This window comes from Serratia sp. 201 (assembly GCF_037027545.1).
Lineage (GTDB): Bacteria > Pseudomonadota > Gammaproteobacteria > Enterobacterales > Enterobacteriaceae > Serratia > Serratia bockelmannii.
On record NZ_JAXCHC010000001.1, the window covers coordinates 575,197 to 601,845 of the forward strand.

The 26,649-nt window shown below is 60.6% G+C and carries 26 protein-coding genes; 15 read left to right on the top strand and 11 right to left on the bottom strand.

What is annotated here, in order from left to right; translation table 11 throughout:
* Window positions 1–124: 124 nt before the first annotated feature.
* Complete coding sequence (gene map / locus WA302_RS03210) at window positions 125–919, bottom strand: type I methionyl aminopeptidase (protein WP_311271907.1); 795 nt, start codon at window positions 917–919, stop codon at window positions 125–127.
* Window positions 916–1,119, bottom strand: coding sequence for a ParD-like family protein (locus tag WA302_RS03215; RefSeq protein WP_006324220.1), 204 nt, complete (start codon window positions 1,117–1,119; stop codon window positions 916–918). Before WA302_RS03215 ends, map begins: the two co-directional genes overlap by 4 nt.
* Window positions 1,120–1,288: 169 nt before the next feature.
* Here WA302_RS03215 and ddlA point away from each other — a divergent pair, with 169 nt between their 5' ends.
* Window positions 1,289–2,392: a D-alanine--D-alanine ligase gene (gene ddlA, locus WA302_RS03220; protein WP_015377061.1), complete on the top strand. Its 1,104-nt coding sequence runs from the start codon at window positions 1,289–1,291 to the stop codon at window positions 2,390–2,392.
* 34 nt (window positions 2,393–2,426) lie between these two features.
* Here ddlA and WA302_RS03225 read toward each other — a convergent pair whose 3' ends face one another.
* Together WA302_RS03225 and WA302_RS03230 are read right to left on the bottom strand one after the other, a co-directional pair.
* Window positions 2,427–3,206 carry an ABC transporter substrate-binding protein gene (locus WA302_RS03225; RefSeq protein WP_025301975.1) on the bottom strand — a complete coding sequence of 260 codons (780 nt, stop codon included), beginning with the start codon at window positions 3,204–3,206 and terminating at the stop codon, window positions 2,427–2,429.
* Between the two features lie 34 nt (window positions 3,207–3,240).
* The gene (locus WA302_RS03230; RefSeq protein ID WP_336062854.1) at window positions 3,241–4,395 is read right to left on the bottom strand and encodes a methionine aminotransferase; all 1,155 of its coding nucleotides are present in this window, start codon (window positions 4,393–4,395) and stop codon (window positions 3,241–3,243) included.
* Window positions 4,396–4,513: 118 nt separating this feature from the next.
* Here WA302_RS03230 and WA302_RS03235 point away from each other — a divergent pair, with 118 nt between their 5' ends.
* The 8 genes from WA302_RS03235 to WA302_RS03270 all read left to right on the top strand — a co-directional run bounded on the left by WA302_RS03235 (window position 4,514) and on the right by WA302_RS03270 (window position 13,931).
* Window positions 4,514–5,434, top strand: a complete 921-nt coding sequence (locus WA302_RS03235; protein ID WP_197826226.1) for a LysR substrate-binding domain-containing protein — start codon at window positions 4,514–4,516, stop codon at window positions 5,432–5,434.
* Between the two features lie 112 nt (window positions 5,435–5,546).
* A complete protein-coding gene (gene bglX, locus WA302_RS03240; protein ID WP_336062857.1) occupies window positions 5,547–7,844 on the top strand; it encodes a beta-glucosidase BglX in 2,298 nt (765 codons plus the stop codon).
* Between the two features lie 75 nt (window positions 7,845–7,919).
* A complete protein-coding gene (locus tag WA302_RS03245) occupies window positions 7,920–8,843 on the top strand; it encodes a DUF7916 family protein (RefSeq protein WP_033633822.1) in 924 nt (307 codons plus the stop codon).
* A 971-nt stretch (window positions 8,844–9,814) separates the two neighbouring features.
* A complete protein-coding gene (locus WA302_RS03250; protein ID WP_025301979.1) occupies window positions 9,815–10,207 on the top strand; it encodes a hypothetical protein in 393 nt (130 codons plus the stop codon).
* A 186-nt stretch (window positions 10,208–10,393) separates the two neighbouring features.
* Window positions 10,394–11,443, top strand: a complete 1,050-nt coding sequence (locus WA302_RS03255; RefSeq protein WP_025301980.1) for an ABC transporter substrate-binding protein — start codon at window positions 10,394–10,396, stop codon at window positions 11,441–11,443.
* Window positions 11,440–12,441 (top strand): FecCD family ABC transporter permease, encoded by a 1,002-nt coding sequence (locus WA302_RS03260; RefSeq protein ID WP_049295215.1) that lies wholly within the window; start codon window positions 11,440–11,442, stop codon window positions 12,439–12,441. Before WA302_RS03255 ends, WA302_RS03260 begins: the two co-directional genes overlap by 4 nt.
* Window positions 12,434–13,213, top strand: coding sequence for an ABC transporter ATP-binding protein (locus WA302_RS03265; protein WP_089180660.1), 780 nt, complete (start codon window positions 12,434–12,436; stop codon window positions 13,211–13,213). The genes WA302_RS03260 and WA302_RS03265 overlap by 8 nt, the downstream gene beginning before the upstream one ends.
* Complete coding sequence (locus tag WA302_RS03270; RefSeq protein WP_089180661.1) at window positions 13,206–13,931, top strand: substrate-binding domain-containing protein; 726 nt, start codon at window positions 13,206–13,208, stop codon at window positions 13,929–13,931. Before WA302_RS03265 ends, WA302_RS03270 begins: the two co-directional genes overlap by 8 nt.
* A 28-nt stretch (window positions 13,932–13,959) precedes the next feature.
* Here WA302_RS03270 and WA302_RS03275 read toward each other — a convergent pair whose 3' ends face one another.
* On the bottom strand, window positions 13,960–14,760 hold the full coding sequence (locus WA302_RS03275; protein ID WP_080350744.1) for an alpha/beta fold hydrolase: 801 nt from the start codon (window positions 14,758–14,760) through the stop codon (window positions 13,960–13,962).
* 238 nt (window positions 14,761–14,998) lie between these two features.
* Between WA302_RS03275 and WA302_RS03280 the strand changes: the two genes are divergently transcribed.
* From WA302_RS03280 to WA302_RS03300, 5 genes are all read left to right on the top strand, one after another.
* Window positions 14,999–15,754 (top strand): CDP-diacylglycerol diphosphatase, encoded by a 756-nt coding sequence (locus WA302_RS03280; RefSeq protein ID WP_188016111.1) that lies wholly within the window; start codon window positions 14,999–15,001, stop codon window positions 15,752–15,754.
* Between the two features lie 168 nt (window positions 15,755–15,922).
* Window positions 15,923–16,447 carry a MarR family winged helix-turn-helix transcriptional regulator gene (locus WA302_RS03285; protein ID WP_049208938.1) on the top strand — a complete coding sequence of 175 codons (525 nt, stop codon included), beginning with the start codon at window positions 15,923–15,925 and terminating at the stop codon, window positions 16,445–16,447.
* Window positions 16,444–17,775 (top strand): c-type cytochrome, encoded by a 1,332-nt coding sequence (locus WA302_RS03290; RefSeq protein ID WP_336062864.1) that lies wholly within the window; start codon window positions 16,444–16,446, stop codon window positions 17,773–17,775. The genes WA302_RS03285 and WA302_RS03290 overlap by 4 nt, the downstream gene beginning before the upstream one ends.
* A 16-nt stretch (window positions 17,776–17,791) precedes the next feature.
* Window positions 17,792–18,244: a (2Fe-2S)-binding protein gene (locus WA302_RS03295; protein WP_043136855.1), complete on the top strand. Its 453-nt coding sequence runs from the start codon at window positions 17,792–17,794 to the stop codon at window positions 18,242–18,244.
* Between the two features lie 2 nt (window positions 18,245–18,246).
* The gene (locus tag WA302_RS03300; RefSeq protein WP_334671094.1) at window positions 18,247–20,490 is read left to right on the top strand and encodes a xanthine dehydrogenase family protein molybdopterin-binding subunit; all 2,244 of its coding nucleotides are present in this window, start codon (window positions 18,247–18,249) and stop codon (window positions 20,488–20,490) included.
* Window positions 20,491–20,530: 40 nt separating this feature from the next.
* Here the strand turns inward: WA302_RS03300 and WA302_RS03305 are convergent, their stop codons facing one another.
* From WA302_RS03305 to lsrK, 6 genes are all read right to left on the bottom strand, one after another.
* Window positions 20,531–20,833 carry a hypothetical protein gene (locus tag WA302_RS03305; RefSeq protein WP_033642294.1) on the bottom strand — a complete coding sequence of 101 codons (303 nt, stop codon included), beginning with the start codon at window positions 20,831–20,833 and terminating at the stop codon, window positions 20,531–20,533.
* The gene (locus WA302_RS03310) at window positions 20,830–21,465 is read right to left on the bottom strand and encodes an AAA family ATPase (protein ID WP_025301991.1); all 636 of its coding nucleotides are present in this window, start codon (window positions 21,463–21,465) and stop codon (window positions 20,830–20,832) included. The genes WA302_RS03305 and WA302_RS03310 overlap by 4 nt, the downstream gene beginning before the upstream one ends.
* Before the next feature lie 271 nt (window positions 21,466–21,736).
* Complete coding sequence (yajD, locus tag WA302_RS03315) at window positions 21,737–22,078, bottom strand: HNH nuclease YajD (RefSeq protein WP_004939576.1); 342 nt, start codon at window positions 22,076–22,078, stop codon at window positions 21,737–21,739.
* Window positions 22,079–22,132: 54 nt separating this feature from the next.
* The gene (locus tag WA302_RS03320) at window positions 22,133–23,050 is read right to left on the bottom strand and encodes a LysR family transcriptional regulator (RefSeq protein ID WP_043136865.1); all 918 of its coding nucleotides are present in this window, start codon (window positions 23,048–23,050) and stop codon (window positions 22,133–22,135) included.
* A 59-nt stretch (window positions 23,051–23,109) separates the two neighbouring features.
* Complete coding sequence (locus tag WA302_RS03325) at window positions 23,110–24,294, bottom strand: MFS transporter (RefSeq protein WP_089180663.1); 1,185 nt, start codon at window positions 24,292–24,294, stop codon at window positions 23,110–23,112.
* A 220-nt stretch (window positions 24,295–24,514) separates the two neighbouring features.
* Window positions 24,515–26,080, bottom strand: coding sequence for an autoinducer-2 kinase (gene lsrK / locus WA302_RS03330; protein ID WP_025301994.1), 1,566 nt, complete (start codon window positions 26,078–26,080; stop codon window positions 24,515–24,517).
* 193 nt (window positions 26,081–26,273) lie between these two features.
* Here lsrK and lsrG point away from each other — a divergent pair, with 193 nt between their 5' ends.
* The gene (gene lsrG / locus WA302_RS03335) at window positions 26,274–26,567 is read left to right on the top strand and encodes a (4S)-4-hydroxy-5-phosphonooxypentane-2,3-dione isomerase (RefSeq protein ID WP_033642299.1); all 294 of its coding nucleotides are present in this window, start codon (window positions 26,274–26,276) and stop codon (window positions 26,565–26,567) included.
* The last annotated feature ends 82 nt before the right edge of the window (window positions 26,568–26,649 follow it).

A 26,649-nucleotide genomic window follows, 5' to 3' on the forward strand; every position in this document is an offset into this window, starting at 1 on the left:
CTGCCTGTCTCCCTGTCATCTCCGTCGCTTTAACCGCGGCGCCGGAGTGCCGCACATAAGCTAAGAGGTTATCAAGTGAATAACTTATTAAGCTATCAGCTTGTTAAGCTAATGGCTTGCGTATTTAGTAGCGTTCGGCGTAGCTGGCGCGGCGCTCTTCGTCGCGCAGCGTCAGAATCTCCACGCCGTCGGCGGTGACCGCCACGGTATGTTCCCACTGCGCCGACAGTTTTTTGTCGCGCGTCACCACGGTCCAGCCGTCCTTCTTCTGCTTGATGCGGCGGTCGCCCTGGTTGATCATCGGCTCGATGGTGAACACCATGCCCTCTTGCAGCACCAGACCGCTGCCGGGTTGACCGTAGTGCAATACCGCCGGCTCTTCGTGCATGTCGCGGCCGATGCCGTGGCCGCAATACTCCCGCACGATGCTGTAGCCGGCCTGCTCGGCATGCCGCTGGATGGCGTGGCCGATATCACCCAGGGTGGCGCCCGGTTTCACCGCGCGAATGCCCTGCCACATCGATTCATAGACGTTGTTCACCAGCCGTTTGGCCAGCGGCGTCACCTGGCCGATGCAGTACATCTTGCTGGAGTCGGCGATGTAGCCGCCGTTTTCCAGCGTGATATCTACGTTGACAATCATACCGGAACGCAGGATTTTGCTGGCCGACGGCACCCCGTGGCACACCACGTCGTCGATTGAGGTGTTGAGCACATAGGGGAAATCATACTGCCCCTTGCTGGCCGGGCGCGATTTCAGTTCTTTGACGATAAACGCCTCGGCGCGGTCGTTGATCTCCATGGTGGAGATGCCTTCGACGATGACCTCATCGAGCATAGCAAACACTTTGGCCAGCAGGGCGCCGGAATGGCGCATTTTGGCAATCTCTTCCGGCGTTTTAATCACAATCTCTTTCACCCGACAATCTCCTTCAGCGTCAGCGCGTTATCTTTCATCATTTTTTTTACCAGTTGCGGGTAAGTCAGTTCCGGATGGAACTCCGCCAGCATGCCAATCTTGATCCAGTACTCGGCCTGCGCGTTGATCGAACGCGTCATGGTCAGGCTGGCAAGGCGCAGATCGTCATGCAGCGCGTCCGAAATTTTTACGATGCCCATCGGCGTCTCCATAAGTAAACAATATATGAAGTGTATACGTTTAGGATGGTCGCGATGTGGCATTCCGTGGCGTAAGAAGATTCTGGCAACAACGATTGCCGCCGCCAGGCAATGCGTTTATTGTGATGAACGACTTTTTTGCCATGATTTTTTCAGAAGGATTTAAGGCGTGACTAAACTACGTGTTGGGGTGATTTTTGGCGGTAAATCGGCGGAGCATGAGGTGTCGCTGCAGTCGGCCAAAAACATTGTGGATGCAATCGACAAAGAGAAGTTTGACGTCACGCTGCTGGGGATCGACAAACAGGGGCAGTGGCACATCAACGACGCCTCCAACTACCTGCTCAACGCCGAGAACCCGGCGCTGATCGCGCTGAACCGCTCGAACAAGAACGTGGCGCTGATCCCGGGCCAGGAAAAACAGCAGCTGATCGAAGCGGGCAGCGCCGGTGCGCTGGGCCAGCTCGACGTCATTTTCCCGATCGTACACGGCACGCTGGGGGAAGACGGCTCGCTGCAGGGGCTGCTGCGCATGGCCAATATGCCGTTCGTCGGCGCCGGCGTGCTCGGCTCGGCGGTCAGCATGGATAAAGACGTGACCAAGCGCCTGCTGCGCGACGCCGGGCTGGCGGTGGCGCCTTTCGTCACCCTGACCCGCGCCAACCGCGCCGGGTTCACATTTGAGCAACTGAGCGAGCGCCTCGGCCTGCCGCTGTTCGTCAAGCCGGCCAACCAGGGCTCGTCGGTCGGGGTCAGCAAGGTGGAAAACCGCGCCGAGTTTGACGCGGCGGTGGCACTGGCCTTCAGCTTCGATCACAAAGTGCTGGTGGAGTCGGCGATCGTCGGCCGCGAGATCGAGTGCGCGGTGCTGGGGAACGACGATCCGCAGGCCAGCGTGTGTGGCGAGATCGTGCTGAGCGACGCTTTCTACTCCTACGACACCAAATACATCAATGAGCAGGGTGCTCAGGTGGTGGTGCCGGCGGCGATCGCACCGGAAGTGAGCGACCACATCCGTGAGGTGGCGCTGAAGGCGTTCCGCGCGCTGGAGTGCTTCGGGCTGGCGCGGGTGGATGTGTTCCTGACGCCGGATAACCAGGTGGTAATCAACGAGATCAACACGCTGCCGGGCTTCACCAACATCAGCATGTATCCCAAGCTGTGGGCCGCGAGTGGCGTCAGCTACCAGGCGCTGATCACGCGCCTGATCGAATTGGCGCTGGAGCGCCACCAGCAGGATCGCGCGCTGAACAGTTCGGTGTTCGATCGCTAAACGCGGCAGGGGGCGGCGGTGCCGCCCCCGTCCATCACTTCACCGTCACGTCGATATCGCCGAAATACTTCTTCGACAGCGCCGCCACTGTGCCTTGCTGTTTCACTTTGGCGATGGCGGCATCCAGTTTCTTCTTCAGCGCCTCATCCCCTTTACGCAGGCCGAAGGCAATGCCTTCACCGAGGATCTTGTCGTCGCGCACCGCCTCGCCGACGAAGGCGAAGCCCTTGCCGTCCGGCTGCGACAGGAAGCCGCTTTGCCCCGACGGTGCCATCACCAGCGTGGCGTCGAGCCGACCGGCCGCCAGGTCAAGGTAAACCTGATTCTGATCCTGATAAGACACCACGTCCACGCCCGCCGGCGCCCAATGGGTTTTGGCGTAAATCTCCTGAATCGAGCCTTGCAGCACGCCCACGTGTTTGCCCGCCAGCGCTTTGGCGTCCGGCAGCAGGCCGCTGTCGGCCTTGGCGATCAGGCGGTTCGGCACCTGATAGATGGCGTCGGTAAAGGCGATCGCCTGGCGCCGTTGTTCGGTCACGTTCATCGCCGAGTTGATGGCGTCGAACTTGCGCGCCTGCAGCGCCGGGATCAGGCTGTCGAACGAGGTTTCCACCCAGCTGCATTTCAACTGTGCGGCGGCGCACACCGCGTCGCCCAGCTCGATGTCGAACCCTTCCAGTTTGCCGCTGGCGGATTTGGATTCGAACGGCGGATACAGCGCTTCCAGGCCGAAACGCAGGCTGTTTTCCGCCGCCAGAGAAGAGCCGGCGGCCAGCAGGCATCCGGCGGCGAACAGCGTTTTCAAAGCTTTCATAGGCAGTGCCCCTTTCCCATGGTCGGACAAAAAATTACACCTGGCTCAGGCGGCGCGCGCCTTCCAGCAGGGTCTCGTTATCTTTGGAAAAACTCAGCCGAATAAGGCCGGTATCGGTGCCGTCGCTGTAGAACGCCGACAGCGGGATCGTCGCCACCTTCGCTTCGCGGATCAAGCGCACGGCGAAATCATTGTCGCTTTCGTGGCTGAAGCCGCTAAAGCGGGCCAGCATGAAGAAGCTGCCGCGGCTGGGCAGCAGCTCAAAGCGCGAATCCTGCAGGGCGCTGGCCAGCAGATCGCGCTTTTGTTGGTAAAACGCCGCCAGCCCCAGGTAGCTCTGCGGATTGGCGAGCGCGGCGGCGAAGGCGTGCTGCATCGGCGTATCGGCGGAGAACACCATGAACTGGTGCACCTTGCGGATCTCGCCCATCAACGCCGCCGGCGCCAGGCAATAGCCAACGCGCCAGCCGGTGACGTGGTAGGTTTTGCCGAACGACGACACGATCACGCTGCGTTCGGCCAGCTGCGGATAGCGCGCCATGCTGTGGTGAATATCGCCGTCGAACACCACATGCTCGTAGACCTCGTCGGACAAGATCACGATATCGGTGTCGCGGGTCAGGGCGGTCAGGCGGTCGATATCCTGCGCGTCGAACACGGCGCCGGTCGGGTTGTGCGGCGTGTTGACGATGATCATGCGCGTTTTGCCGTTGATGGCGGCGGCCACTTCGTCCCAGTCGACGCGAAAGTCCTGCAGCGACAGTTTGATCGCCACCGGCGTGGCGCCCTGCAGGCGCACGATCGGCGCATAGCTGTCGAACGCCGGTTCGAAATAGATCACCTCGTCGCCGGGATGCACCAGCGCGCTGATCGCCGAGTACAACCCTTCGCTGGCGCTGGCGATCACCGTGATTTCTTCGTCGGCGTCATAGCGCGCGCCATACAATCGTTCAGCTTTTTCCGCCAGAGCAGCACGTAATGCCGCCACGCCGCTCATCGGCGCGTATTGGTTATGACCTGCGCGCATGGCTTGTGCCGTTGCCTCGATCAGCTGCGGGTCTCCGGCGAAATTGGGCGCGCCCTGCGACAGGTTGAGGGCCTGATGTTCGGCGCTGAGTTGGCCAATGACGGTGAAGATGGTGGTGCCGACGTCCGGCAGCTTCGAGCGGGGTGAGCAGGCGCTCTGCATGATGGGCTCCAGGCAAACAGGGAAGTGTTGAGCGATTAAGCATCAGCCGGCGTAGGCGGACAAGGGAAAGTTTGTCATACTTGCCATGCACTACGATCATACCTAATCGAGGCACGCTATGCCGATATCCCTGCCGTCGCTCGACGTGTTGAAAACCTTTGTGGTGGTGGCGCAACGCCTCAACTTTACCCATGCCGCCCGGCAGCTGCACCTGACGCAGGGGGCGGTCAGCCGGCAAATTCTCGGGCTGGAACAGCGTCTGGGCTATCCGCTGTTCAGCCGTCAGGCGCGCGGTTTGGCGCTGACGCCGCAGGGCGCGCAGCTGCTGGCGCCGGTGCAGCAAGCGCTGGGGCAGTTGGATGAAGCCCTGACGCGGGCCGCCGCCCCGCCAGGGGCGCTGCGCATCAAATGCCCGACCTGCGCCATGCGTTGGGTGCTGCCGCGCATTATTCGCCTGCAAAATGAACGGCCGGACATGCATATCGAGCTGACCGCTTCGGTGTCGCACGGCCTGGATTTCAGTACCGAGCAGTTTGACGCCGCGGTGGTATTCGGCCGGCCGCCGGGTAAAAAGCTGACCGCGCACCTGCTGTTCGATGAAATCCTCACGCCGGTCTGCACGCCGACATTTCTGCCGCCGACGCCTCGGCTGATGGACTTGACGGACAAAACTCTGCTGCACCCGACGCGCGATCGGCGCGACTGGCTGCGCTGGCTGAAGGCGGCGGGCGCCGATGCGTTGCCGTCCGGCAAGGCCCAGCATTTTGATACCCTCGATCTGGCGATGAGCGCCGCGCTGCAGGGGTTTGGCATCGCCATCGGCGATCTGTGCCTGCTGGAGGAGGATATTCAGGCGCAGCGTATCGTGACGCCGTTCCCGCTCTGCGTCAGCAGCGGCGCGGCCTATTATTTGGTCTATCCTGAACGCACGGTGGCGCCGCCGACGTTAACCGCGCTGGTCGATTTTCTGGCGGCGGAGGCCGCCGACAGCCGCGCCCGGCTACAGAATTACCTGCCGATGACCTGTAATGCTTTGTAAACATTAGCGATGCGAATTCCCTTGGCGATGAAACAGAGTGTGGCAAACTGTTTCTTCACTCCGATTAAACCCCGCGGCTTTAGCGGCGGAAACACGCCTGAGATAAAACAAGATGAAATGGCTTTGTGTGGTGAGTATGTTGTCCGGTCTGGCCCTCAGTCCGGCTTTTGCGCAGGAAACGCCGATAACGCAGGGCATTCACGCCCAGCAGCGCGACGCCTTCGTGTCCAATTTGATGAAGCAGATGACGCTGGAAGAGAAGATCGGCCAGCTGCGGCTGATCAGCGTCGGGCCGGATAACCCGAAAGAAGCGATCCGCGAGGGGATCCGCAAAGGGCAGATCGGCGCCATCTTCAATACCGTCACCCGGCCGGATATCCGGGTGATGCAAGATCAGGCGATGCAGCTCAGCCGCCTGAAAATCCCATTGTTCTTCGCCTATGACGTGGTGCACGGTCAGCGCACCGTGTTCCCGATCAGCCTGGGGCTGGCGGCCAGCTTCGATCTGGAAGCCATCGCGCTCAGCGCCAGGGTCGCGGCACAAGAGGCCAGCGACGACGGCCTGAACATGACCTTCGCGCCGATGGTCGATATCACCCGCGATCCGCGCTGGGGCCGGGTCTCCGAAGGCTTCGGCGAAGACACCTGGCTGGTCTCGAAAATCGCCAAGGTGATGGTCGACGGTTTCCAGAACGGCGATCCGGCCAAACCCGGTTCGGTGATGGCCAGCGTCAAGCACTTTGCATTGTACGGCGCCGTCGAAGGCGGCCGCGATTACAACACCGTCGACATGAGCCCGCTGCGCATGCATCAGGACTATCTGCCGCCTTACAAAGCGGCGGTGGACGCCGGCAGCGGCGGGGTGATGGTGTCGCTCAACTCGGTGAACGGCGTGCCGGCCACCGCCAACCCGTGGCTGCTGAAAGATCTGCTGCGCGAGCAGTGGGGCTTTAAAGGCATCACCATCAGCGACCACGGCGCGATTAAGGAACTGATTAAGCACGGCGTGGCCGCCGACGCGCGCGACGCGGTACGCCTGGCGATCACCTCCGGCGTCGACATGAGCATGAGCGACGAGTTCTACGACAAATACCTGCCGGGCTTGGTGAAAGACGGACTGGTGTCTGAAAGCGATATCGACCGCGCCTGCCGCGACGTGCTGAACACCAAATACGACATGGGGCTGTTCACCAATCCTTACGTGCATCTGGGCCCGGCGGGTTCCGATCCGCAGGACACCAACGCCGAAAGCCGCCTGCACCGCGCCGAAGCGCGGGTGGTGGCGCGCAAGACGATGGTGCTGCTGAAGAACGATAAGCAGACGCTGCCGCTGAGCAAGCAGGCGACCATCGCGCTGGTCGGGCCGATGGCCGACAGCCAGCGTGACGTGATGGGCAGTTGGTCGGCCGCCGGGGTGGTCAAGCAGTCGGTCACCCTGCGTGAGGGGTTGGAGCGGGCGGTGGGCGACAAGGCGCGCATTCTGTACGCCAAGGGCGCCAACGTCACGCAGGATAAAGGCATCATCGACTATTTGAACGAGTATGAGCCGGCGGTGGCGTTCGATACCCGTTCGCCGCAGCAAATGATCGACGAAGCGGTACAGGCGGCGAACAAGGCCGACGTGGTGGTGGCGGTGGTGGGGGAATCGCAGGGTATGGCGCACGAGGCCTCCAGCCGCGCCGACATCACGATCCCGCAGAGCCAGCGCGATCTGATTGCCGCGCTGAAAGCCACCGGCAAGCCGCTGGTGCTGGTGCTGATGAACGGCCGGCCGCTGGCGCTGAGCTGGGAGAGCGAGCAGGCGGACGCGATGCTGGAAACCTGGTACAGCGGCACCGAGGGCGGCAACGCAGTGGCGGACGTGCTGTTCGGCGATTACAACCCGTCGGGCAAGCTGCCGATGACCTTCCCGCGCTCGGTCGGCCAGATCCCAATGTACTACAACCACCTGAACACCGGCCGGCCGTTCGGCAAGGAGAATCCGGGCAAGTACACCTCGCGCTACTTCGATTCGCCGAACGGCCCGCTGTATCCGTTCGGCTACGGCCTGAGCTACACCACCTTCAGCCTGTCGGACCTGAAATTGTCCAGCCCGACGATGGCGCGCAACGGCAAGTTAACCGCCAGCGTCACGCTGAAGAATACCGGCAAGTACGACGGCGCCACGGTGGTGCAGCTGTATCTGCAGGACGTGACCGCCTCGGTCAGCCGCCCGGTGAAAGAGCTGCGCAACTTCAAGAAAGTGACGCTGAAGGCCGGTCAGTCGCAGCAGATTGAGCTGCCGATTAGCGAAGACGATCTGAAGTTCTACAACGCCAGCCTGAAATGGGGGGCGGAGCCGGGCAAATTCAACGTGTTCGTCGGCCTGGATTCCGACAACGTGCAGGCGCAAAGCTTTACGCTGAAGTAACCTTTTCCCCCTCTTTCACTGCGGTGGGAGGGGGGGCATCCATCCCTTTCCGCTAACGTCACCGGAGCTTGCCTCATGAAACGCTATCTGGACTGCAGCGCCAGCGATCTGGCCGATATCGGCAAAGCCGATCTGCTCTATGCCATCCGCGCCAGCGAAGGGCGCATCTTGGTCAGCGAAACCATCGCGGTCACTCAGCCGCTGCTCAATAACGTCACCAACGCCGAACTGGCGGCCAGCCAGGGCGCCGACCTGCTGCTGTTGAACCTGTTCGACGTCGATCGTCCGCATATCGCGGGCCTGCCCGCCGACGTGCCGCCGCAGGAGGCGCTGCGCACGCTGCAGCGCCTGACCGGGCGGGTGATCGGGGTGAACCTGGAGGCCGTCGATCCGGCTTTCGCCACCGAACATAACGACTTCTGGCAGATGACGGCGGGCCGCGCCGCCACCGCCGAGAATGCCCGCAAGCTGTATCAGCTCGGCGCGCGCATGCTGGTGCTGACCGGCAACCCGAACAACGGCGTCAGCAATCAGGCGATCGCCGCCGCGCTGAAAGCGATTCGCGATGAAGTGGGCGACGAGATGGTGCTGGTGACCGGCAAGATGCACGGCGCCGGCATTGTGCGCGAAAGCGGCAGCCAGCTGATCGGCGAGCAGGACATCGCGCTGTTTGTGGAAAACGGTGCCGACATCGTGCTGTTGCCGGCGCCGGGCACCATTCCCGGCATGTCGCAGGAAAAAGTGGCGGCGCTGATCGCCTATGCCCAGCGGCAGGGAGCGCTGGCGATGACGGCGATCGGCACCTCGCAAGAGGGGGCCGACGTGCAGACCGTGCGGCAGATTGCGCTGATGAGCAAAATGGCCGGCGCGGACCTGCACCATATCGGCGATACCGGCTATCTGGGGCTGGCGCTGCCGGAAAACATCTTCGCCTACAGCGTGGCGATTCGCGGCGTGCGCCACACCTACAGCCGCATGGCGCGTTCGGTGAACCGCTAAGCCTGGGTTTTTTGCGCCGTCACGATGCTGTAGTAGCCGAGCGACGGCAGTAATTGAGCAGGCCCGACGCCGACGTCGAGCAGTTGGTCGGCGATATCCAGCGCCGAGCGAGGGGGGGCAGCGCGGCCAAACGCTGGCCGATCCCACGCTCAGGCTGGGTATGGCGTGGGTAAAACGCCGCATTCTGTCGGCGTCGAGCGTATGCGCTTCGAACAGCTCCTGCTCGTCGTAGATCGGCGAGGTATTTTTTCTGATGGCGTTTTCCAGGTTTTTCAGCGAGAAAATCTCGCTGTTTTCAATCATCAAATCCCAAAAATAACCGAAGTAATGCGGGTTGTTTTTTAACAAAAAGGTTTCCGCTTCCGGCTAGAGAGAGAATGTATCGCCGTCTCTGGCGATCAATTTCAATGCCAATAGCGCCATGGCCAACGTTTCCGCTGGGCGTCTTTCCAGATTGGCCTGAGTGCATATATTGGCCAGGCTGCGGGGGGCTGAGCAATAAACTCAAAGATGCCCAAGCGGTACGCAATAAGCACCGCCGGATAAAGATATAAATTCATCGTGATATCGAGAAGGGTTTTATCGTCGCATTGCGGCGGCCGGACGGAAGGGTTCAAGCGAATCCCCTTCCACTATGGCATGGCGCGTCTTAACAGGCTATGCCACGCCGGGGCGGGTTGGCAAAGTGCGGAACGTGATTGACCGCGGGCCAACGATTTCGTTACGAATAATTCCATGATGAGACTATTTTAAATTTGAATTGAGCGCGGTCAATGTCGAACGTAAAAAACTGACGCCGGGAGGAAGTAATAACCCCACCATGCGTTTTTATTTTATTAGGCGCTAACTTAACCACAGTTATTAACGCGTTAGTGTTGTGTTAATCTAGGCCGCCGTTATATCGTAGCGGTATTCACATTTTTTTGTGAATAATTAAAAATTAACTACTTCATTATTAAAACGAGATAACAATGAAAAAGAGCATTCTGACCGGCATGATTGCCGCGACTCTGGGCCTGTTTAACACCGCCAATGCCGAAGGGATGGATCCTGCCGCGTTGAAGAACGTCTATGACATCACGCGTAATACCGCCGGGCTGATGTCCTACTGCGTCGATAAAGGTTTCCTGAAAGCGGAGAGCATCGACAATGCCAAGAAAATGGTGGCCTACGTGGCGGCTATTCCGGGCGGCGTTGATACCCGCGACGGCGACAAGCGTGAAGCGATGGGGCGTGAAGGCAATGTGCTGAACGACGACGGCAAAGTGGTCGCGTTGGAGAAGGAAGCACCGCAGGGGCTGCAGGCGTGGTGCCAGCAGGCTGACGAAGGGATCCGCCAGGGCCTGACGTCTATCGGCCAATAAGCGCTTTTCACGCGCTCGTTCTGGTGCTCAGGATCTGCCGGCGTTCCGGCGGATCCGTTTCTTTCCCATCGTTATCTCCTCGTTTTTCTTCCTGCATACATGGCATAGGGTTTGATCTCGCTGATTGTTTCGCCATGCTCATCGCTATATTATTAGATATATAACGATAATCAACCGGTCACTGCCATGTTTAACTTTCTCCCGCGCCTGATGCTGGCGCTCGCGTTGTTCTCTACCGCCGCCCTGGCGGATCGCCAGGTCACCGATCAGCTCAACCGTCAGGTCACGCTGCCCGATCACATTACCCGTGCCGTGGTGCTGCAACACCAGACGCTGAACCTATTGGTGCAGCTTGATGCGATGCCGCAGGTGGTCGGCGTGCTTAGCAGTTGGAAAAAGCAGCTGGGGCCAAACTACCTGCGGCTGGCACCGACGCTGGCAACCCTGCCGATGCCGGGCGATCTGACTTCGGTGAATATTGAAAGCCTGCTCGGCCTGCATCCACAGGTGGTGTTTGTGGCCAACTATGCGCCGCCGGAAATGATTGCACAGATCGAACGGGTGGGCATTCCGGTGGTGGCTATCTCGCTGCGCCGCGAGGCGGCCGATCAGGCGGGCAAAATGAACCCTCAACTGAGCGATGAAGATCGGGCCTATACGCTGGGGCTGCAGGACGGTATTCGGCTGATTGGCGAGGTGATGGAGCGTCAGCCTCAGGCCGAAGCGCTGATTAAGGACGTCACTCAGCAGCGTGCCCTGGTCGCCGAACGGCTGGGCACGCTGCCGGACGATCGGCGGGTGCGGGTGTATATGGCCAACCCCGATCTCACCACCTACGGTGCCGGCAAATATACCGGGTTGATGATGCGGCACGCGGGTGCGCTCAACGTGGCGGCGAAAGAGATCCAGGGGTTTAAACAGGTCTCTATCGAGGATGTCCTGAAGTGGGATCCGGCGGTGATTTTCGTGCAAGAACGCTACCCGGACGTGGTGAAACAGATCCTGACGTCACCGCAGTGGCAGCCGATTGACGCGGTGAAGAATAAGCGGGTCTACCTGATGCCGGAGTACGCCAAGGCCTGGGGATATCCGATGCCGGAGGCGATGGCGTTGGGTGAGTTGTGGATGGCGAAAAAACTTTACCCGCAGCGTTTTGCCGATATCCATCTGCAGCAGCGGGTCGATACTTACTATCAACGCTATTACCGCGCCACCTGTTGCCAGAGCGGGCAATGAAGCTGGGTTGGTTGGCGCTGCTGACGCTGTGCTGCGCGCTGTTTTCGCTCGGCGTTGGCCGCTTTCAGGTGCCGATTACGCACAGCCTGATGATTTTGCTGGAGCCATTCACCGGGCAGCATTATGCCGGCATCGATGCTGTCCAACGCCAGGTGATCCTGGGGGTGCGCTTGCCGCGGGTGCTGTTGGCGATGGGCGCCGGCGCGGCGCTGGCCCTGTGTGGCGCGGCTTTGCAAGGCGTCTTTCGCAATCCGCTGGTCGATCCGCATATTATCGGCGTGTCTTCCGGCGCGGCCTTTGGCGGTACGCTGGCTATCCTGCTCAGCCTGCCGTTGGCGGCGCTGCTGCTGTCGGCTTTTGTTTTCGGCATGGCGGCACTGCTGTTGATTTTCACCCTCACCAGCGCCATTGCACGGCGCAATATTCTCTCGTTGGTACTGGCGGGGGTGATCCTCAGCGGTTTTTTCTCCGCCTGCGTTAGCCTGATGCAATATCTGGCGGATACCGAAGAGAAGCTGCCGAGCATCGTGTTTTGGCTGCTCGGCAGCTTTGCCACCGCCGATCGGCAAAAGCTGCTGATGCTGTTTTTACCTTTACTGTTGGCCGGCGGTCTGCTGCTGGCGCTGCGCTGGCGCATCAATCTGCTGTCGTTAGGCGATGAAGATGCCGGTGCGCTCGGCATCAACGTTGAGCGTACCCGCTGGCTGATACTGACGCTGTGTGCCGCCATCGTGGCCGCTCAGGTGGCGGTCAGCGGCAGCATCGGGTGGGTCGGCTTGGTGATCCCGCACGTCGCAAGACGGCTGGTGGGGCCGGATCACCGGCGCCTGTTGCCGGCTTCGCTTTGCCTGGGCGCCCTGTACATGCTGTTGATCGACGATTTGGCGCGCACGTTGAGCAGCAGCGAAATCCCGCTGGGCATTTTGACTGCGCTGATTGGCGCGCCATTGTTCGCACTGCTGCTGCGCCGCGCGCAAGTGAGAGGCTGGCATGACTGACACGTTATTGGCCGCCAAGGGCGTGAGTTTTGCCTGGCCTGGCGGGCCCCCGCTGTTCCAACACCTGGATATTCAGCTGCGGCGCGGTGAAGTGCTGGCGGTATTGGGCCCGAATGGGCGCGGTAAAAGCACGCTGCTGCAGCTGCTGTTAGGCAGCCTGACGCCGCAATCCGGCGAGATTGAGCGCCGCGGCGAGATAGGCTTTGTCCCGCAGCACTTTTCGCCGCCGTTTGCCTATCGGGTGCTGGATATCGTGTTGATGGGGCGAGCACGCCATGTTGGCCTGTTCCGTTCACCGTCAGCCAAGGATCATCGGCTGGCCAGAGAAGCGTTGCAGTCGTTGGATTTACAGCACCTGGCAGAGCGTGAGTTTGGCAGCCTATCCGGCGGCCAACGCCAGTTGGTGATGATCGCCCGCGCATTGGCGATGCGCTGCGAGGTGTTGATTCTGGATGAACCGACTTCGGCGCTGGATCTGCACTACCAGGATCGGGTATTGAGTCTGATGGCGCGCCTGGCGCGGGAACAGCAGTTGGCGGTGGTGTTCTCCACGCATCAGCCCAACCATGCACATGCGGTGGCGGATCGGGCTTTGCTGCTGGGCAAGGAAGGGCGCAGCCAGCTCGGTGCCTGCCGCGAGGTGTTAACGGCACATTCCCTGTCACCCTTGTTCGGCCTAGCGATCGAACGGGTGCCGCTGACGGTGGCGGGCCGCCGCTACGCGACGCTGGTGCCGCTGTATCGCAGCCAATTGGAGCGACATGATGAGTGATATCCTGCTGTTTGCCGCCGGCAGCCTGCGGCTGGCGTTTACGCCGCTGCTGTCGGCATTTCAGCGCGACACCGGGCAAAAGGTTTCGGCGGAATTCGGCCCGGCGGGGTTGTTGCGCCAACGGATAGAGAACGGCGAGCGGCCACAGCTGTTCGCCTCGGCCAACGTGGCGCACCCGCAAAGGTTGGCGGATCTCGGGATGGCGGGGGCGGTGCAAGTTTTTGCGCGCAATCGGCTATGCGCCACGGTTCGCAACGTGCCGGCATTAACCGAGCGTCCGCTTCCTGAGGTATTGTGCGATCCGCGCTGGCGGCTGGCCACTTCGACACCGGGAGCGGATCCTTCCGGCGATTATGCGCTGCAGCTTTTTGAACGCTGCGAGCAATACTGGCCAGGGCAGGGGGAAGCGCTACGCCGGCGGGCGTTACCGTTAGTCGGCGGGATAGATTCTGCCCCGGTGCCGGCAGGCCGACTGGCGGCGGAATATCTGATAGCCGGCGGGCAGGCAGATATTTTTCTCGGCTACGCCAGCTATGCGCCGGCGTTGGCGGCCTACCCGGCGTTGGCGGTGCGGCCGCTGGCGCCACCGTTGGATATCGAGGCGGATTATGGTTTATGCCTGTTGGATGACGGTGCGCAGCGGTTGGCCGCATTTATCTTGAGCGAACAAGGGCAGGGCATACTGAGCCGACACGGATTTATGCGGCGTACGGAATGACTCGCCGGGCCTGGCGGCCCGGAGAATCTTACCAGAACAGCGGCGTGGTGTTTTCAGCCAGAAATGCCAGCAGCGTTTCGTTGACCGCCGCCGGGTTTTCCTTGTTACTGATATGCCCGGCGTTGGGGATCAGCACATGTTGGCAGCCGAGAAGATCCGCCATGCGCTGGCCCTCTGCCGGTGGGCGCGGCTTATCCTGTGCGCCGGTAATGACGATGCTGGCGGCGGTGATGTGTTCCAGCAGCGCCAGCTTGTCGGGGCGGCCAAAGATCATCCGGCCCAGCGGTACGATGCTCTCGCGCAGGCGATCGGCAGGCAGGCTCTGGAGCTGACACAACAGCGATTGCAATAAGGCATCGGGGACATCATCGGAATAAAACAGCGACGCGACATGTTCCAGCAGGGGCGACGTGATGGCGCCGGCCTGCTCCACGGCGGCCAACATGCCCATATAGCGCTGCCGCGCTTCTGGGGTTTCGTCGCCCAGGTAGCTGTCCAGCAGCGCCAGCACTTTCACCCGCTCCGGCGCCAGCGCCGCCAGTTCGGCGCCCCACATGCCGCCGACGGACAGGCCGACGATGCCGAACTCTTCGATATCCAAACGATCCATCAGCGCCAAATGGTCGGCGGCGATATCCGACAGGCTGTTTCGCCCGGGCGGCAGCGCCGGTGAATCGCCGTGGCCCCAGAGATCCGGCACGATCAGGCGGTAGCGTTTAGCCAGCGCTTCAAACTGCGGCGCCCACATATTCAGATCGAACAGATAGCTGTGGCCCAGCAGCAACGGAAAGCCCGACCCTACGTCGAGGTAATGGAGGGATTTGCCCATCGTTGGCATCTTATCGGTTCCTTATATAAAGAGAGTCCCGGCTGCTTATATCACACTCATATTCAACCTGCGGTATTAATTTACCTTAAATTACTCAGGTGGAGGCTTATTTTTAATTATCCATTGCTAACAAGACGTCAATGAAAGGTGACATTAAGGATAATATTCTGGTCGATGCCAGAGCCTTGGTTTATGCTGGCGCTCCTTTCGGTATGGAATAGATAAACAGGGCGTCGCGATGAAAAGACTTTTCAGACTATTAATTATTTTGCTTGTCATTTTGCTGCTGGCGGCGGTGCTGTGGTGGTTCTTCGGGCGCGGCAATCCGAATGCGCTGTGGCAAATCGTCAGCCAACAGTGCGTGCCCAATCAGCAGCAGAACCACGATCCGGCGCCCTGCTTAAAGGTTGATTTAACCGAGGATTATGTGCTGTTTAAGGACAGCAAAGGCCCCTATCACGATCTGGTGATGCCGACCGAAAAGGTCAGCGGCATCGAGAGCCCGATATTGCAAGCGGATCGGACGCCGCCTTATTTCTCCCAGGCCTGGAATAATAGGGAACATATATCCGGCGAGCTGGGTAAACCGTTAAAAGACGCATGGGTTTCTCTGGCGGTCAATTCGAAATATGGCCGCTCTCAAAATCAGCTGCATATTCACGTTGCCTGCTTGCGCCAGGATGTCTATAACGCGCTGGGGGAACAGGCGGAGCAATTAGATCAACAGTGGCGGCCGCTGGCGGTGAAATTAGTCGGCCATCACTATCTGGCCAGAAAATTGGCGGGCACCGATTTAACCCAGGAAGATCCTTTCCGCTTGTTGCAAAACTACGTGGTCGAGCAGGGCGACAGCATAGGCAATTACGGCCTGGCGCTGGCGGTCAGCCCGCAGGGCGAGATGCTGCTGTTGGCAAACCGTTTGAAGTTGACCGATCTCAACCTGGGCTCGGCCGGTGAAATTCAGGACTACCGGTGCGAGGTGGCGGGGAACTGAATTTTTCTTATCGCTCCCCGTCGTGGGGGAGCGTATGCCGTGCGATACGAACTAACCAAGTGTATTAACTCGTTTTTACTTTATTTTCCCTCATCTGCTTGATCCTGTTCTCATGTTCGATCTACTATTTGTTTGCACAAGCAAATAAATAATCGAGAGCAATCCGATATGCCACAACCACGTAAACTCCCTGCTGCGCTGGGCATCCATCTGGATGTGACCAATCGCCTGTGGCGCACGGCGATGGACCAGTCGGTGAAAATGACCAATCTGACGCGCCCGCATTGGCTGGCGCTGAGTGCGATTGCCGACTTGGGGGAGGGCTGCACGTTGAAAGACGTTTCGCAGCATTTGAACGCCGAAGTCTCGACGATGTCGCGCGCGCTGCTGTTTCTGGAAAAAAATCGGCTTATCGCTCGCGATGCTCTGTCCGAAGATAAGCGCGCCAAAGGCGTGAGAATGACCGAGGCCGGGCAGGAGATGCTGGCGCAGTTGGATCATTCCAGCCAACAGGCGCGGCAAAAGCTGCTTAGCGGTATTTCGGCCGACGATCTGGAGGCTTTTTACCGCGTATTGTTTGGCATCAAACATAACGCGATAGCGATGCTCGAACAGGACAATCTGTTGCCGGACGAGTTTGCGCTGTTGGCGGAGGAGCGAGCGGGGGCGATGAAGCCGGAAGGTGAAGCGTGAACGGCCGCTGGCGGAGAGCACAACAGCGGTGCGTTATCGCGTTGGGGATCTTCTCCTGCTCGGTCTTCGCCAGCCAGAATGACCAACAGGTCATCGCACGGGGAAAATACCTGGCTACCGCCGCAGATTGCGCGGCTTGTCACCGCGGCAGCGCCCAACAGGACGCCCCCTATGTCGGCGGTTATGCCATCGCTTCGCCGATGGGCGACATCATCGCCAGTAATATCACGCCCGCCAAAGGAACCGGCATTGGCGACTACAGTGAACCGGAGTTTCGCCGCGCCTTAACGCAGGGCATTCGGCGGGACGGTCAACCCTTGTATCCCGCCATGCCCTATACCGCTTATCAGGGGTTGAGCGATGACGATCTGCACGCGTTGTATCGCTATTTTATGGCCGGGGTCGCACCGGTCGATCGTGCGGTGCCTGAGACCCAACTGAGGTTCCCTTTTTCCTGGCGTTATGCGATCCACGGCTGGAACTGGCTGTTTCTGAAAAAAACGCCCGTCGATGCAGACGAGAAGAAGGCGCGTGGTCGCTATCTGGTGGATGTGTTGGGGCATTGCTCGGCGTGTCACAGCCCACGTAATGGGATGATGGCTGAACGCGACGATCGCTACCTGGCGGGCGGGGAGGCAGGCGGTTGGATCGCGCCGAATATCACCTCGGATCCCGTGAGCGGCATCGGCGGCTGGAGCCGGGAAGAATTGGTGCAGTATCTGCGTACCGGGCGCAATGACAAAGCCCAGGCGGCCGGCGGCATGGCGGAGGCGGTGGAGCATAGCCTGCGTTTCCTGAGTGACGACGATCTCGGCGCTATTGCCGATTGGCTTAAACAAACGCCGCCGATCGTCACCGTACAAGGAACGAAAGCGGCCTATCACTATCAGGGAGGCGGCCAAGACGACCCTGCTGGGCAGGCGCTGTATGCCGCTGCCTGCGCCAGCTGCCATCGCCTGGGCGGCGAGGGGGCTTACGACGGCCATTTCCCTTCTTTGACGCACAACTCCACCGTAGGCAGCGAGCAGGCCAATAACCTGATCATGGTGATGCTGCATGGCGTGCAGCGCCAGGGGGAGACGCTGCAGACCTGGATGCCGGGGTTCGCCGATAGCCTGGATGACCGGCAACTGGCCGAGTTGGGCAATTACGTATTGCAGCAATTCGGCAATCCGGCGGTCAGGATAACGCCGGAGCAAGTGGCTCTGCAGCGGGCGGGCGGTGAAAAACCGTTGTTGATTACGTCATTGCCTTATGTGTTCTGGGGCGGCGTATTGCTGGTATTGATCGTCATTGGGGCGTGGGTGAAACGTCGGGTGAAGCATTGATCCAAGAGAGGATGGCATGAAGTTCAATTTGAACGGCCAGGCGGTCGAATTTAACGGCGAGCCGGATACGCCGCTGCTGTGGGTGATCCGAGAACATTTTAAGTTAACCGGCACCAAGTTCGGCTGCGGTATTGGCGCCTGTGGCGCCTGTACGGTACATGTCGACGGTAAGGCAGTGCGTTCATGTTGCTATCCGCTGCAATTGGTGCGCGATCGGCAGGTGACCACCATCGAAGGGCTGTCCCTCGATCGCCGTCATCCGGTGCAGCAGGCCTGGATTGCGGAGGATGTGCCGCAGTGCGGCTACTGCCAATCAGGCATGATCATGGCGGTCAGCGCGCTGCTGGCGGAACACCCGAGGCCGGACGATCGGCAGATAGATGCGGGCCTGACCAATCTGTGCCGCTGCGCCACCTACCACCGGATCCGTGCGGCGGTGCACCGCGCCGCGGACAAGGGAGGATCTTGAGTATGGCGATCACCCGCAGAGCCTTGATAAAAGGCAGCGCGTTGGCAGTGGCCGCCATGCTGCTGCCGATATCGACGCGCAGCCTGGCGGCCGTGGTTTCACAGGACGTGGCGCCACCGGACGGTCAGCATGAATTGAACGATTGGATCTGGATCGATCGCGATGGGCGCATCGTTATCGGCGTGTCGCAATGTGAGGTCGGGCAGGGGATTTACACCGGCCTGGCCGAAGTGGTGGCGGCGGAGATGGATGCCGATTGGGCGCAGGTGACGGTGAAATTCGTCACCGGCCGTGACGCTTACCGTCAGGTTGCCGGGGGCGAGGCTTTCGCACAGTTTGTCGCCGCCTCAACCTCCATGACCAAATTTTATCAGCGTGCCCGGCTGGCCGGCGCACAGGCGAGAGATTTTTTTCTGCGGGCCGGCGCAAAACATTTCGCGCTTTCACCGGCGCAGTGCCGCACAGAGAAAGGCTGGGTGCTTGAGAAAGGCGGACAGCGCAAGGTCGCCTACGGCGATCTGGTGCGCTATGCCGCCGAGCTGCCGTTGGATCCGCAGCCTGGTTTAAAGAGTGAGGCGCAAGAGCGAGAGAGTGTCATTGGCAAGCCGCTGTTGCGGGTTGATACGCCGGAGAAAGTGGACGGCAGTGCGATTTACGGTATCGATATCGACTTGCCGGAGATGCTGATCGGCGTTCCCTGGATGGTGCCCGATCTCAGCGGAAAGCTGGTCGCCGTGCGCAATGAACGGCAGATTCGGGCCATGCCGGGCGTGGTGGATCTGGTGCTGACCCGGCAGTGGTCGATGAACAACATGGTCGGATTGGATCACGATATGTCGCTCAATACGGTGATCGTGGTGGCGGCGAGCTACTGGCAGGCCAAAAAGGCGGCGGATTTGCTGGAGGTCGACTGGCTGCCGGGCGTAGGAAAAGCGCTGACCGATAGCGCGATTGCGGCGGAGAATCTGGCGATGTTGGATGGCGATACGCTGGTGCCGGCGGTCGATCGCGGCGAGGCGTCGGCGTTGATTCGTGGCGCTGAACAAGGTTCACGCTTGCATGAGGCGCGTTACAGCGCACCTTATGTGGCGCACGCCACCCTGGAGCCTTGCAATGCCACCAGCCATTACGGCGAGGGCCGTATCGAAACCTGGGGCCCTTTCCAGGGCCAGGACATGGTACGCAACGTTCTGGCGAAAATGTTCGGGCTGAAGCCGACGGATGTGGTGGTGAATACGACCTATCTGGGGGGCAGCTTTGGGCGCAAATATCTGCCGGATGCCGTGATGCATGCTACCGCCGCCTCCCGGGCGGTGGGGAAACCGGTCAAAGTGATCTATCCGCGCGAGATCGACATGCGGCATGAATACTATCGTCCGGCCTGCATCAGCCATTATCGGGCGCTGTTGGATGAAAACGGCTACCCGCAGGCGCTGTGGGCGCGCTATGCCGGGCAGTCTCTCTTCTGGCAAATGCGGCGCGAAACGGTCAACGAGGCCGGGGGATGGGATGAAAGTATGGTGGAGTGCGTTTACAGCACGCCGTATCGCATCCCACACCTGAAGGTGGAGGCCGGCATCGTCGAACAGCCGATCTCCCTGAGCTATCTGCGCGGTGTCGGCAGCGTCGCCAGCCTGTTCTTTTTGGAAAGCTTTATCAGCGAACTCAGCCATAAGGCCAACCGGGACGAATATTCGTATCGGCGGCATCTGTTGCAAGACAGCCCGGAAGCGTTGCGCGTCCTGGACGCCACCGCGGCGGCGGCCGGTTGGCAGCATGAGCCGCCGCTGGGCGTTTATCGCGGTATGGCGTGCAATATTTGGGTCGGCCGCAATAACGCTTTCACCACCTACGTCGGTTTGGTGGTTGAAATCGCCATCCAGGGGGGGCGACTACGGGTGCTGCGCGCGGTATGTGCGATTGACTGTGGCAAGGTGATAAACCCGAACCTGGTGCGTGCCAACGTAGAGGGCGGCATCGGCTTTGCGCTGACCACCTGTCTGCACAGCGAGCTGCATTTTGAACGGGGCGGCGTGGTGGAAGGGAATTTCGATCGCTATCCGCTGCTCGCGATCGCCGAAATGCCCAAGGTGGAGGTCGTGGTGCTCGATAGCGCGCGTGCACCGCAGGGATGCGGGGAAGTATCGACTGCGGTGGTCGCCCCGGCGATAGCCAGCGCGCTGCATAAGGCCACCGGTAAAACCTATCGTACTATGCCGTTCCCACGCGAGTTCTCGTCGGTGTAACGGCAGCCGCCGGTTTGGCTAGCCGGCGGTTGTCCTGAGGTCAGAGCTTTTTCAGCAGCGCCAGCAGTTGCGCTTCGCTTTTCTCCGCCAATCCGTCGATCGCCAGTTTGATGATGTCGGAACGGGTGATGCGCACGATGCCGTTGCGCGCCGCCTGCACGATCACTTCATCGATAGCCTCAATGTGGTTGTCCGTCAGGCTGACGGAGATCGCCTTATAGGTGCGCTTGCGGCCGGCCGGTTTGGCTTCTGGCGCGGGCGCCGCGACCGGCAGCGTGTGCGAGGTGGCGCTGTTGATGAATTCGTCTTCCGACATGCGGTGGGTGGGGGTGCGTTTTTTCACAGGATCACCTCTTTCACCAGGCATTCAATTTCGCTCTGCGCCTTTTCGTTGTTCGCCTCGTGCACGGTGATGGCTTCACCCCAGGCGTCACGGTAAATCTTGCGGTCGCACAGGCGGTTGCTCACCAGGGTGAACTCCGGGTATTCGCTCAGCACCTGCGCCGCTTCGTTGGCTTCATTAATGAAGATATTGGTCGGGCACATGTTCAATACGATGTAGCCTTTGACCTTCTCGTTGTATTCCTGCGCGGTGGAGAACATCTCCGACAGATAGCCAATGGTGTCGAGATCCATCTGCGAAGGGCGCAGCGGCGAGAGGAACAGATCGGCGGCCAGCAGGCCGGAGCGCAGTTCGGCGCTGTCGCGGCCGGCGGTGTCGACGATCACGTAGTCGTAATGGCGATCGAGCTCCAGCAGCGTTTCCTTGATTTTACCCGACGCGGCCACCACCGGAATGTGCGGCAGCCCCTCGACGTTCTGACGGTCGTTGTACCAGGTCATGATCGACTTCTGGTCGTCGGCATCGACGATGATCGCCGTCTTGCCTTGCTTAAGAATCAGATACCCGGCGATGTTCACCGCTTTCGTCGACTTGCCGACGCCGCCTTTTTGCGAGCCAATCAGGACAATCATGCTGCCATCTCTCAAGTTATTAAGCTGATAACTTATTAAGTTAATATGCTTATTAGGTTGATAATCAAACAGGTTAACAAGAACAACTCGCGAACAATATGCACCAACTGCGGCGGCTTGCCAAGCCAGTATGTTGTTAACTGCGCAGCTTATTTTGCGGTGAATCGGCCGGGTGGGTAAGTAGGAATTCTCTGGGAAGTGGCGATGCGAAGGTGGGTTTTATTAATTTAACAGCTTAATAAGTTAGTGACCCATTAAGCTGTTGCCGACATTATTTCTTCATCATCGCCTTCAGGTTGGCGAACGGGTTGTGGGTGGCGACGCCGATATCTTTCTGAGCGTCTTCACCGGCCACCACCGTTGAACCGTATTGATCGGCCTCGGTGTATTTCGAGTGCTCGTGGTCGTGACAATACAGGCACAGCATTTCCCAGTTGCTGCCGTCTTCGGGGTTGTTGCTGTGATCGTGATCGATATGGTGCACCGTCAGTTCGCGCAGGTTGGAATAGACGAATTCGCGTGAGCAGCGCCCGCACACCCAGGGGAACAGTTTCAGCGCTTTTTCGCGGTAGCCGGTTTCCAGCTTCGCATAGTTTTTGGGGATATAGGCCATGGTGGTTGTCCGTCGTGAATCGCTATGTGGCAAATAATACCACACTGCGTGCGGCTACAACGTGCGGCTCATCTTGCCGTTGTCAAAAGTCTCCACCGCCCAGTCGATAAACGCCCGCAGCTTGCCGCTGAGGTGGCGATTGGACGGGTAGACCACGTACATTTGCTCCGGCGGCGGCTGCCAATCGTGCAGCAGACTGACCAGCTCGCCGCTGTCGAGGTGCGGCTGCGCCATAAACCGATAGATCTGGATGATGCCCAATCCGGCCAGGCTCGCCGCCAGCAGCGCGTTGCCCTCATTGATGCTGACCGGGGAGCGCTGTTGAATGGCGATCTCTTTGCCGTGTTCGGCATAGCGCTGCGGGTGGATGCGGTCGTTAAGCGGGTGGCGATAGTGCACCATCGGAAAACCCTGTTCCAGATCGCACGGGTGGCGCGGCGTACCGTGAAGCGCCAGGTAGGCTGGGGTGGCGCAGCTGACCCAGTCCAAATCGAACAGGCGCCGGGCGATCAGGCTGGAGTCGGCCAACGGACCGCTGCGGATCACGCAGTCGGTGCTGTCGCTGATCAGATCGATCACGCGGTCGCCGACGCTCAGATCGATCTGTATCTGCGGATAGCGTGCCAGAAAGTCGGGCAGTGCCGGCAGCAGTAAGCGACGTGCGGTGCCACCGCCGGTGTCGATACGCAGCACGCCCTGCGGAGAGCTTTGCGATTCGGTCAGGCAGCCTTCCATCTGCTCCAAATCCGCCAGCCATTTCACCGTATTCTGGTAATAGCATTCACCTTCGCGGGTGACCGACACGCTGCGGGTGGTGCGCTGGAACAGCTTGGTCTGCAGGTGATCCTCCAGATTCTGGATCAGCTTGGTGACCGTCGCTTTCGGCATGCCCAGCGACTCGGCGGCGCGGGTAAAGCCGCCGGTTTCCACCACGCGGTTAAATACCCGGATAGCGAGCAAATGATGGTCCATAGGTTCTCAACACCATGCCCCGGCGGTGGCCGGGGCATGTTTCTGCAGATAGATAATGATTAACACTGTTTAGCGCCAATCGCGCCGGAGCGCAAGCTGAGGCCGAACACCAGCGTGGCGGAGAGGATCAGCGCGCCGCCGAACAGCATCGCGCTGCTGACGCCCTGCCAGTCCACCACTTCACCGCCCAGCAGTGCGCCGGAGGCCAGCGCGATCTGGATGACGCACACCAACAGCGCCTGGCCGGCTTCCGGCGCCTGCGGCACGGCGGCGAACATCCAGTTGGTGGCGCACACCGGGACGGCGCCAAAGGCTAGCCCCCACACCAGCACCATCAGCGTGGCGCCGGCGAGGCCGCTGAGCAGCGGCGAAACGATCAAAATGCCCGCCAGCATGGCGGCGATCAGAATAAAGGTGGCGCGCAGGCTGTATTCCCCCAGACGCTCGCCGAGGAAAGTGCCCAGCAGGCCGATGGCGCCATAGGCCAACAGCTGCAGCGAGATCGCCGACGGGCTGAGCACGAACACCTGTTGCAGCAGCGGCCGCAGGTAGGTGTAGGCGGCGAAGTGGCCGATGAACAGCAGCACGATGGCGATCAGGCCGATGCGCGCCATCGGCAGGCGCAGCGGCAGCACCAGATCGCGCGGCGTGACCGGCCGGGAAGGCGGCACCGAGGTCAGCAAACGCAGCTGCGCCAACAGCACGCCGACCGCCAATGCCGCACCGCCGAAGAAGGCGGCGCGCCAGCCGAACAGATCGCCGATCAGCGCCCCGGCCGGCACGCCGCACACCGCGCCGACCGAGATGCCGCTGAGGATCAGCGCGGTGGCGCGGCCCTGGCTGGCTTCCGGCACCAGATGGCGGCCGTAGTTGGCGGCGAACGACCAGAAACCGCCGACGCAGATGCCCAGCAGCACGCGGCCCAGCAGCATCATCGGGAAGTTGACGGCCAGCGCCGCCACCAGGTTGGACACCATCAGCAGCAGCGACAGCCCCAGCATCAGTAAACGCCGATCCAGACGGCCGGAAATCAGGCTCAATGCGGGAGCGGCCACCGCCGCCACGATGCCGGGCATGGTGACCATCAGCCCGGCGGTGCCGGTGCTGACGCCAAGTGAAGGGGCGATGTTGGTCAGCAGGCCGATCGGCAAGAACTCGGTGGTGACCATGACAAAACAGGCGACCGTCAGCGAAAAGATCGCCGGCCACGGGGATGATGCAGAGTTATCTTTATTATTCAGCATAATGCCGCTCGTCTCAGGTGAATGCGCAGGCCGCGCTCGGGGCGCGGCGTGATCAAAGTCACAATCTACGGCAGGCCGAAGGCGCAGATAAATCCATCTGCGGTGGTTACACTGTTTCTGAAGGGAAACAATCGCGGCGGCGAGTGAAAACGCGGCTCGCGCCGCGCCTAAGAGAAAGGAATAAAACGGCATAAGGTTATGACCGAATGCCGCGTGGCGCTTATAGCCCCGGCGCTTTCCACAGCGAGGTGGTCAGGCCGTTGTCCACCAGCGTCAACTGATCGGCGTAGACCCGCCGCCAGGTTTCTTTCTGTTCCTGATACAGCGCGTGGTGGGTCATGTCCGGCTGATGCTCGCGCTCCCAGCGCACCAATCGCTCGCCGGTTTCGGCCAGCGACTCGTATAACCCGGCGCCGACGCCGGCGGCGATCGCGCAGCCCAGCGCGGTGGCCTCTTTCACCACCGGTACCCGCACCGTCAGCCCGGTGACGTCGCTGAGGATCTGACTCCACAGTTTGCCCTTGGCACCGCCGCCGGCGAACACCAGCGAGCGCGCCTGCACGCCGGAGAAGGCGGCGATCTGCTCCAGATTGCAGGCGGAGACGATGGCGGCATTTTCCTCCAGCGCGCGGAACAGCGTCTGTTTGTTGCAGCGCTCCGGATCGATAGACATGTTGATGAACGACGGCGCCGCGTGATACCAGGTTTTGAAATGCATGGCGTCGGAAAAGATGGGCATCACGCCGTAGGCGCCCGGCGGCACTCTGGCCGCCATCTCTTCCAGCAGGCTATAGGCATCGACGCCCAGCCGCTCCGCCAGCAGTTTCTCTTCGGCGCAGAACGCGTCGCGGAACCAGCGCATGGTCAGGCCGGTAAAGAAGCTGATGGATTCTGCCTGCGCCATGCCGGGAATGACGTGAGGGTTGATGCGGATGTTCATCTCCGGATCGATGGCCGGCTCCGGCAGGTTGACGATTTGCTGCCAGAAGGTGCCGCCGAGCACCGCCGTCTGCCCGGCGCGCACGATGCCAAGCCCCAGGCTGCCGAGCTGCACGTCGCCGCCGCCCATCACCACCGGGGTGCCGCGCAGCAGCCCGCTTTCCTGCGCCGCCTGTTCGGTGACGCACCCCAGCACGCTGCCGGTCTCTTTCACCGGCGACAGAATATCGGCGCGCAGCCCGGCCATATCGAGCAGCGCCGGCCGCCAGTCACGGCTGCTCAGATCCAGCATGCCGGTGGTGCCGGCGTTGGAAGGATCGACCGCCAGCTCGCCGCTCAGCATGTTGGCCAGCCAGTCGCTGATCATGGTCAGCGTCGCCGCCTGGCGATAGATGTCCGGGCGGTGGTGCGCCAGCCATAGCAGGCGCGGCATGGCGCTCAGCGCCAGCGTCTGGCCGGAGTATTGATACACCTCGCGTTCGAAGCCGTGGTTGTGCAGCTCTTTCAGTTCACTGACCTCATGGCTGGCGCGCGCATCGACGTTGGCACAGGCCCAGATCGGCACGCCGTTGCGATCGTACAGAACGATGCCTTCGCGCATCGAGCAGCAGGCCACCGCGCGGATCGCCTGAGCGCTCAATCCAGCGCGTTGCATTGCCTGGCGGATGCACTGGCAGGCCAGCTGCCAGTTGCGGTTGAGGTCAAACTCCATTGAGCCGGGTACGCCCGGCACCGCCAGGTGTTGCCACTCCGCCTGGCCGTGCGCGATCTGGTTACCCGCCAAATCGAAGATCACGGCGCGAATGCTGCCTGTTCCTGCATCCAGCGCCATCAAGTAGTTATCCATAGCCTATGCTCTCAGGGGGAGGAGTGTTAACTATAGATGCCGCCGTCTTCCCTCGCCGGGGGTGGGGTGGGCATCGCCGGTGCGATTTGTGAGCCAGGCGGCAAAATTGCCGTTGCGGCAGGGCAATCGACGGGAATGAACCTATGGTTGGAAAGCGCCATGCTACGGCGCGCCGTTCAAACAAGGAGCTGTCATGCACGTCACATTGGTAGAGATCAACGTTAAACAGGACAAAATCGACGAATTTATCGACGTTTTCCGCGCCAATCATCTGGGGGCGATCGAAGAGCCGGGCAACCTGCGCTTCGACGTGCTGCAGGATGAGCATATTCCGACGCGGTTTTACATCTACGAAGCCTATCGCGACGAGCAGGCGGTGGCGGCGCATAAGCAGACCCCGCATTACCTGCAGTGCGTGGAGAAGCTGGAAGCGCTGATGACCGGCCCGCGCAAGAAAACCACCTTTATCGGCCTGATGCCGGAATAAGCGCCGGCGTTTGCCGGTGTCCATGTCCCCGGTTTGGTTGTAATCTGCAAGGTAAAGCGAATTTTCAATGGGATAAGCGGGG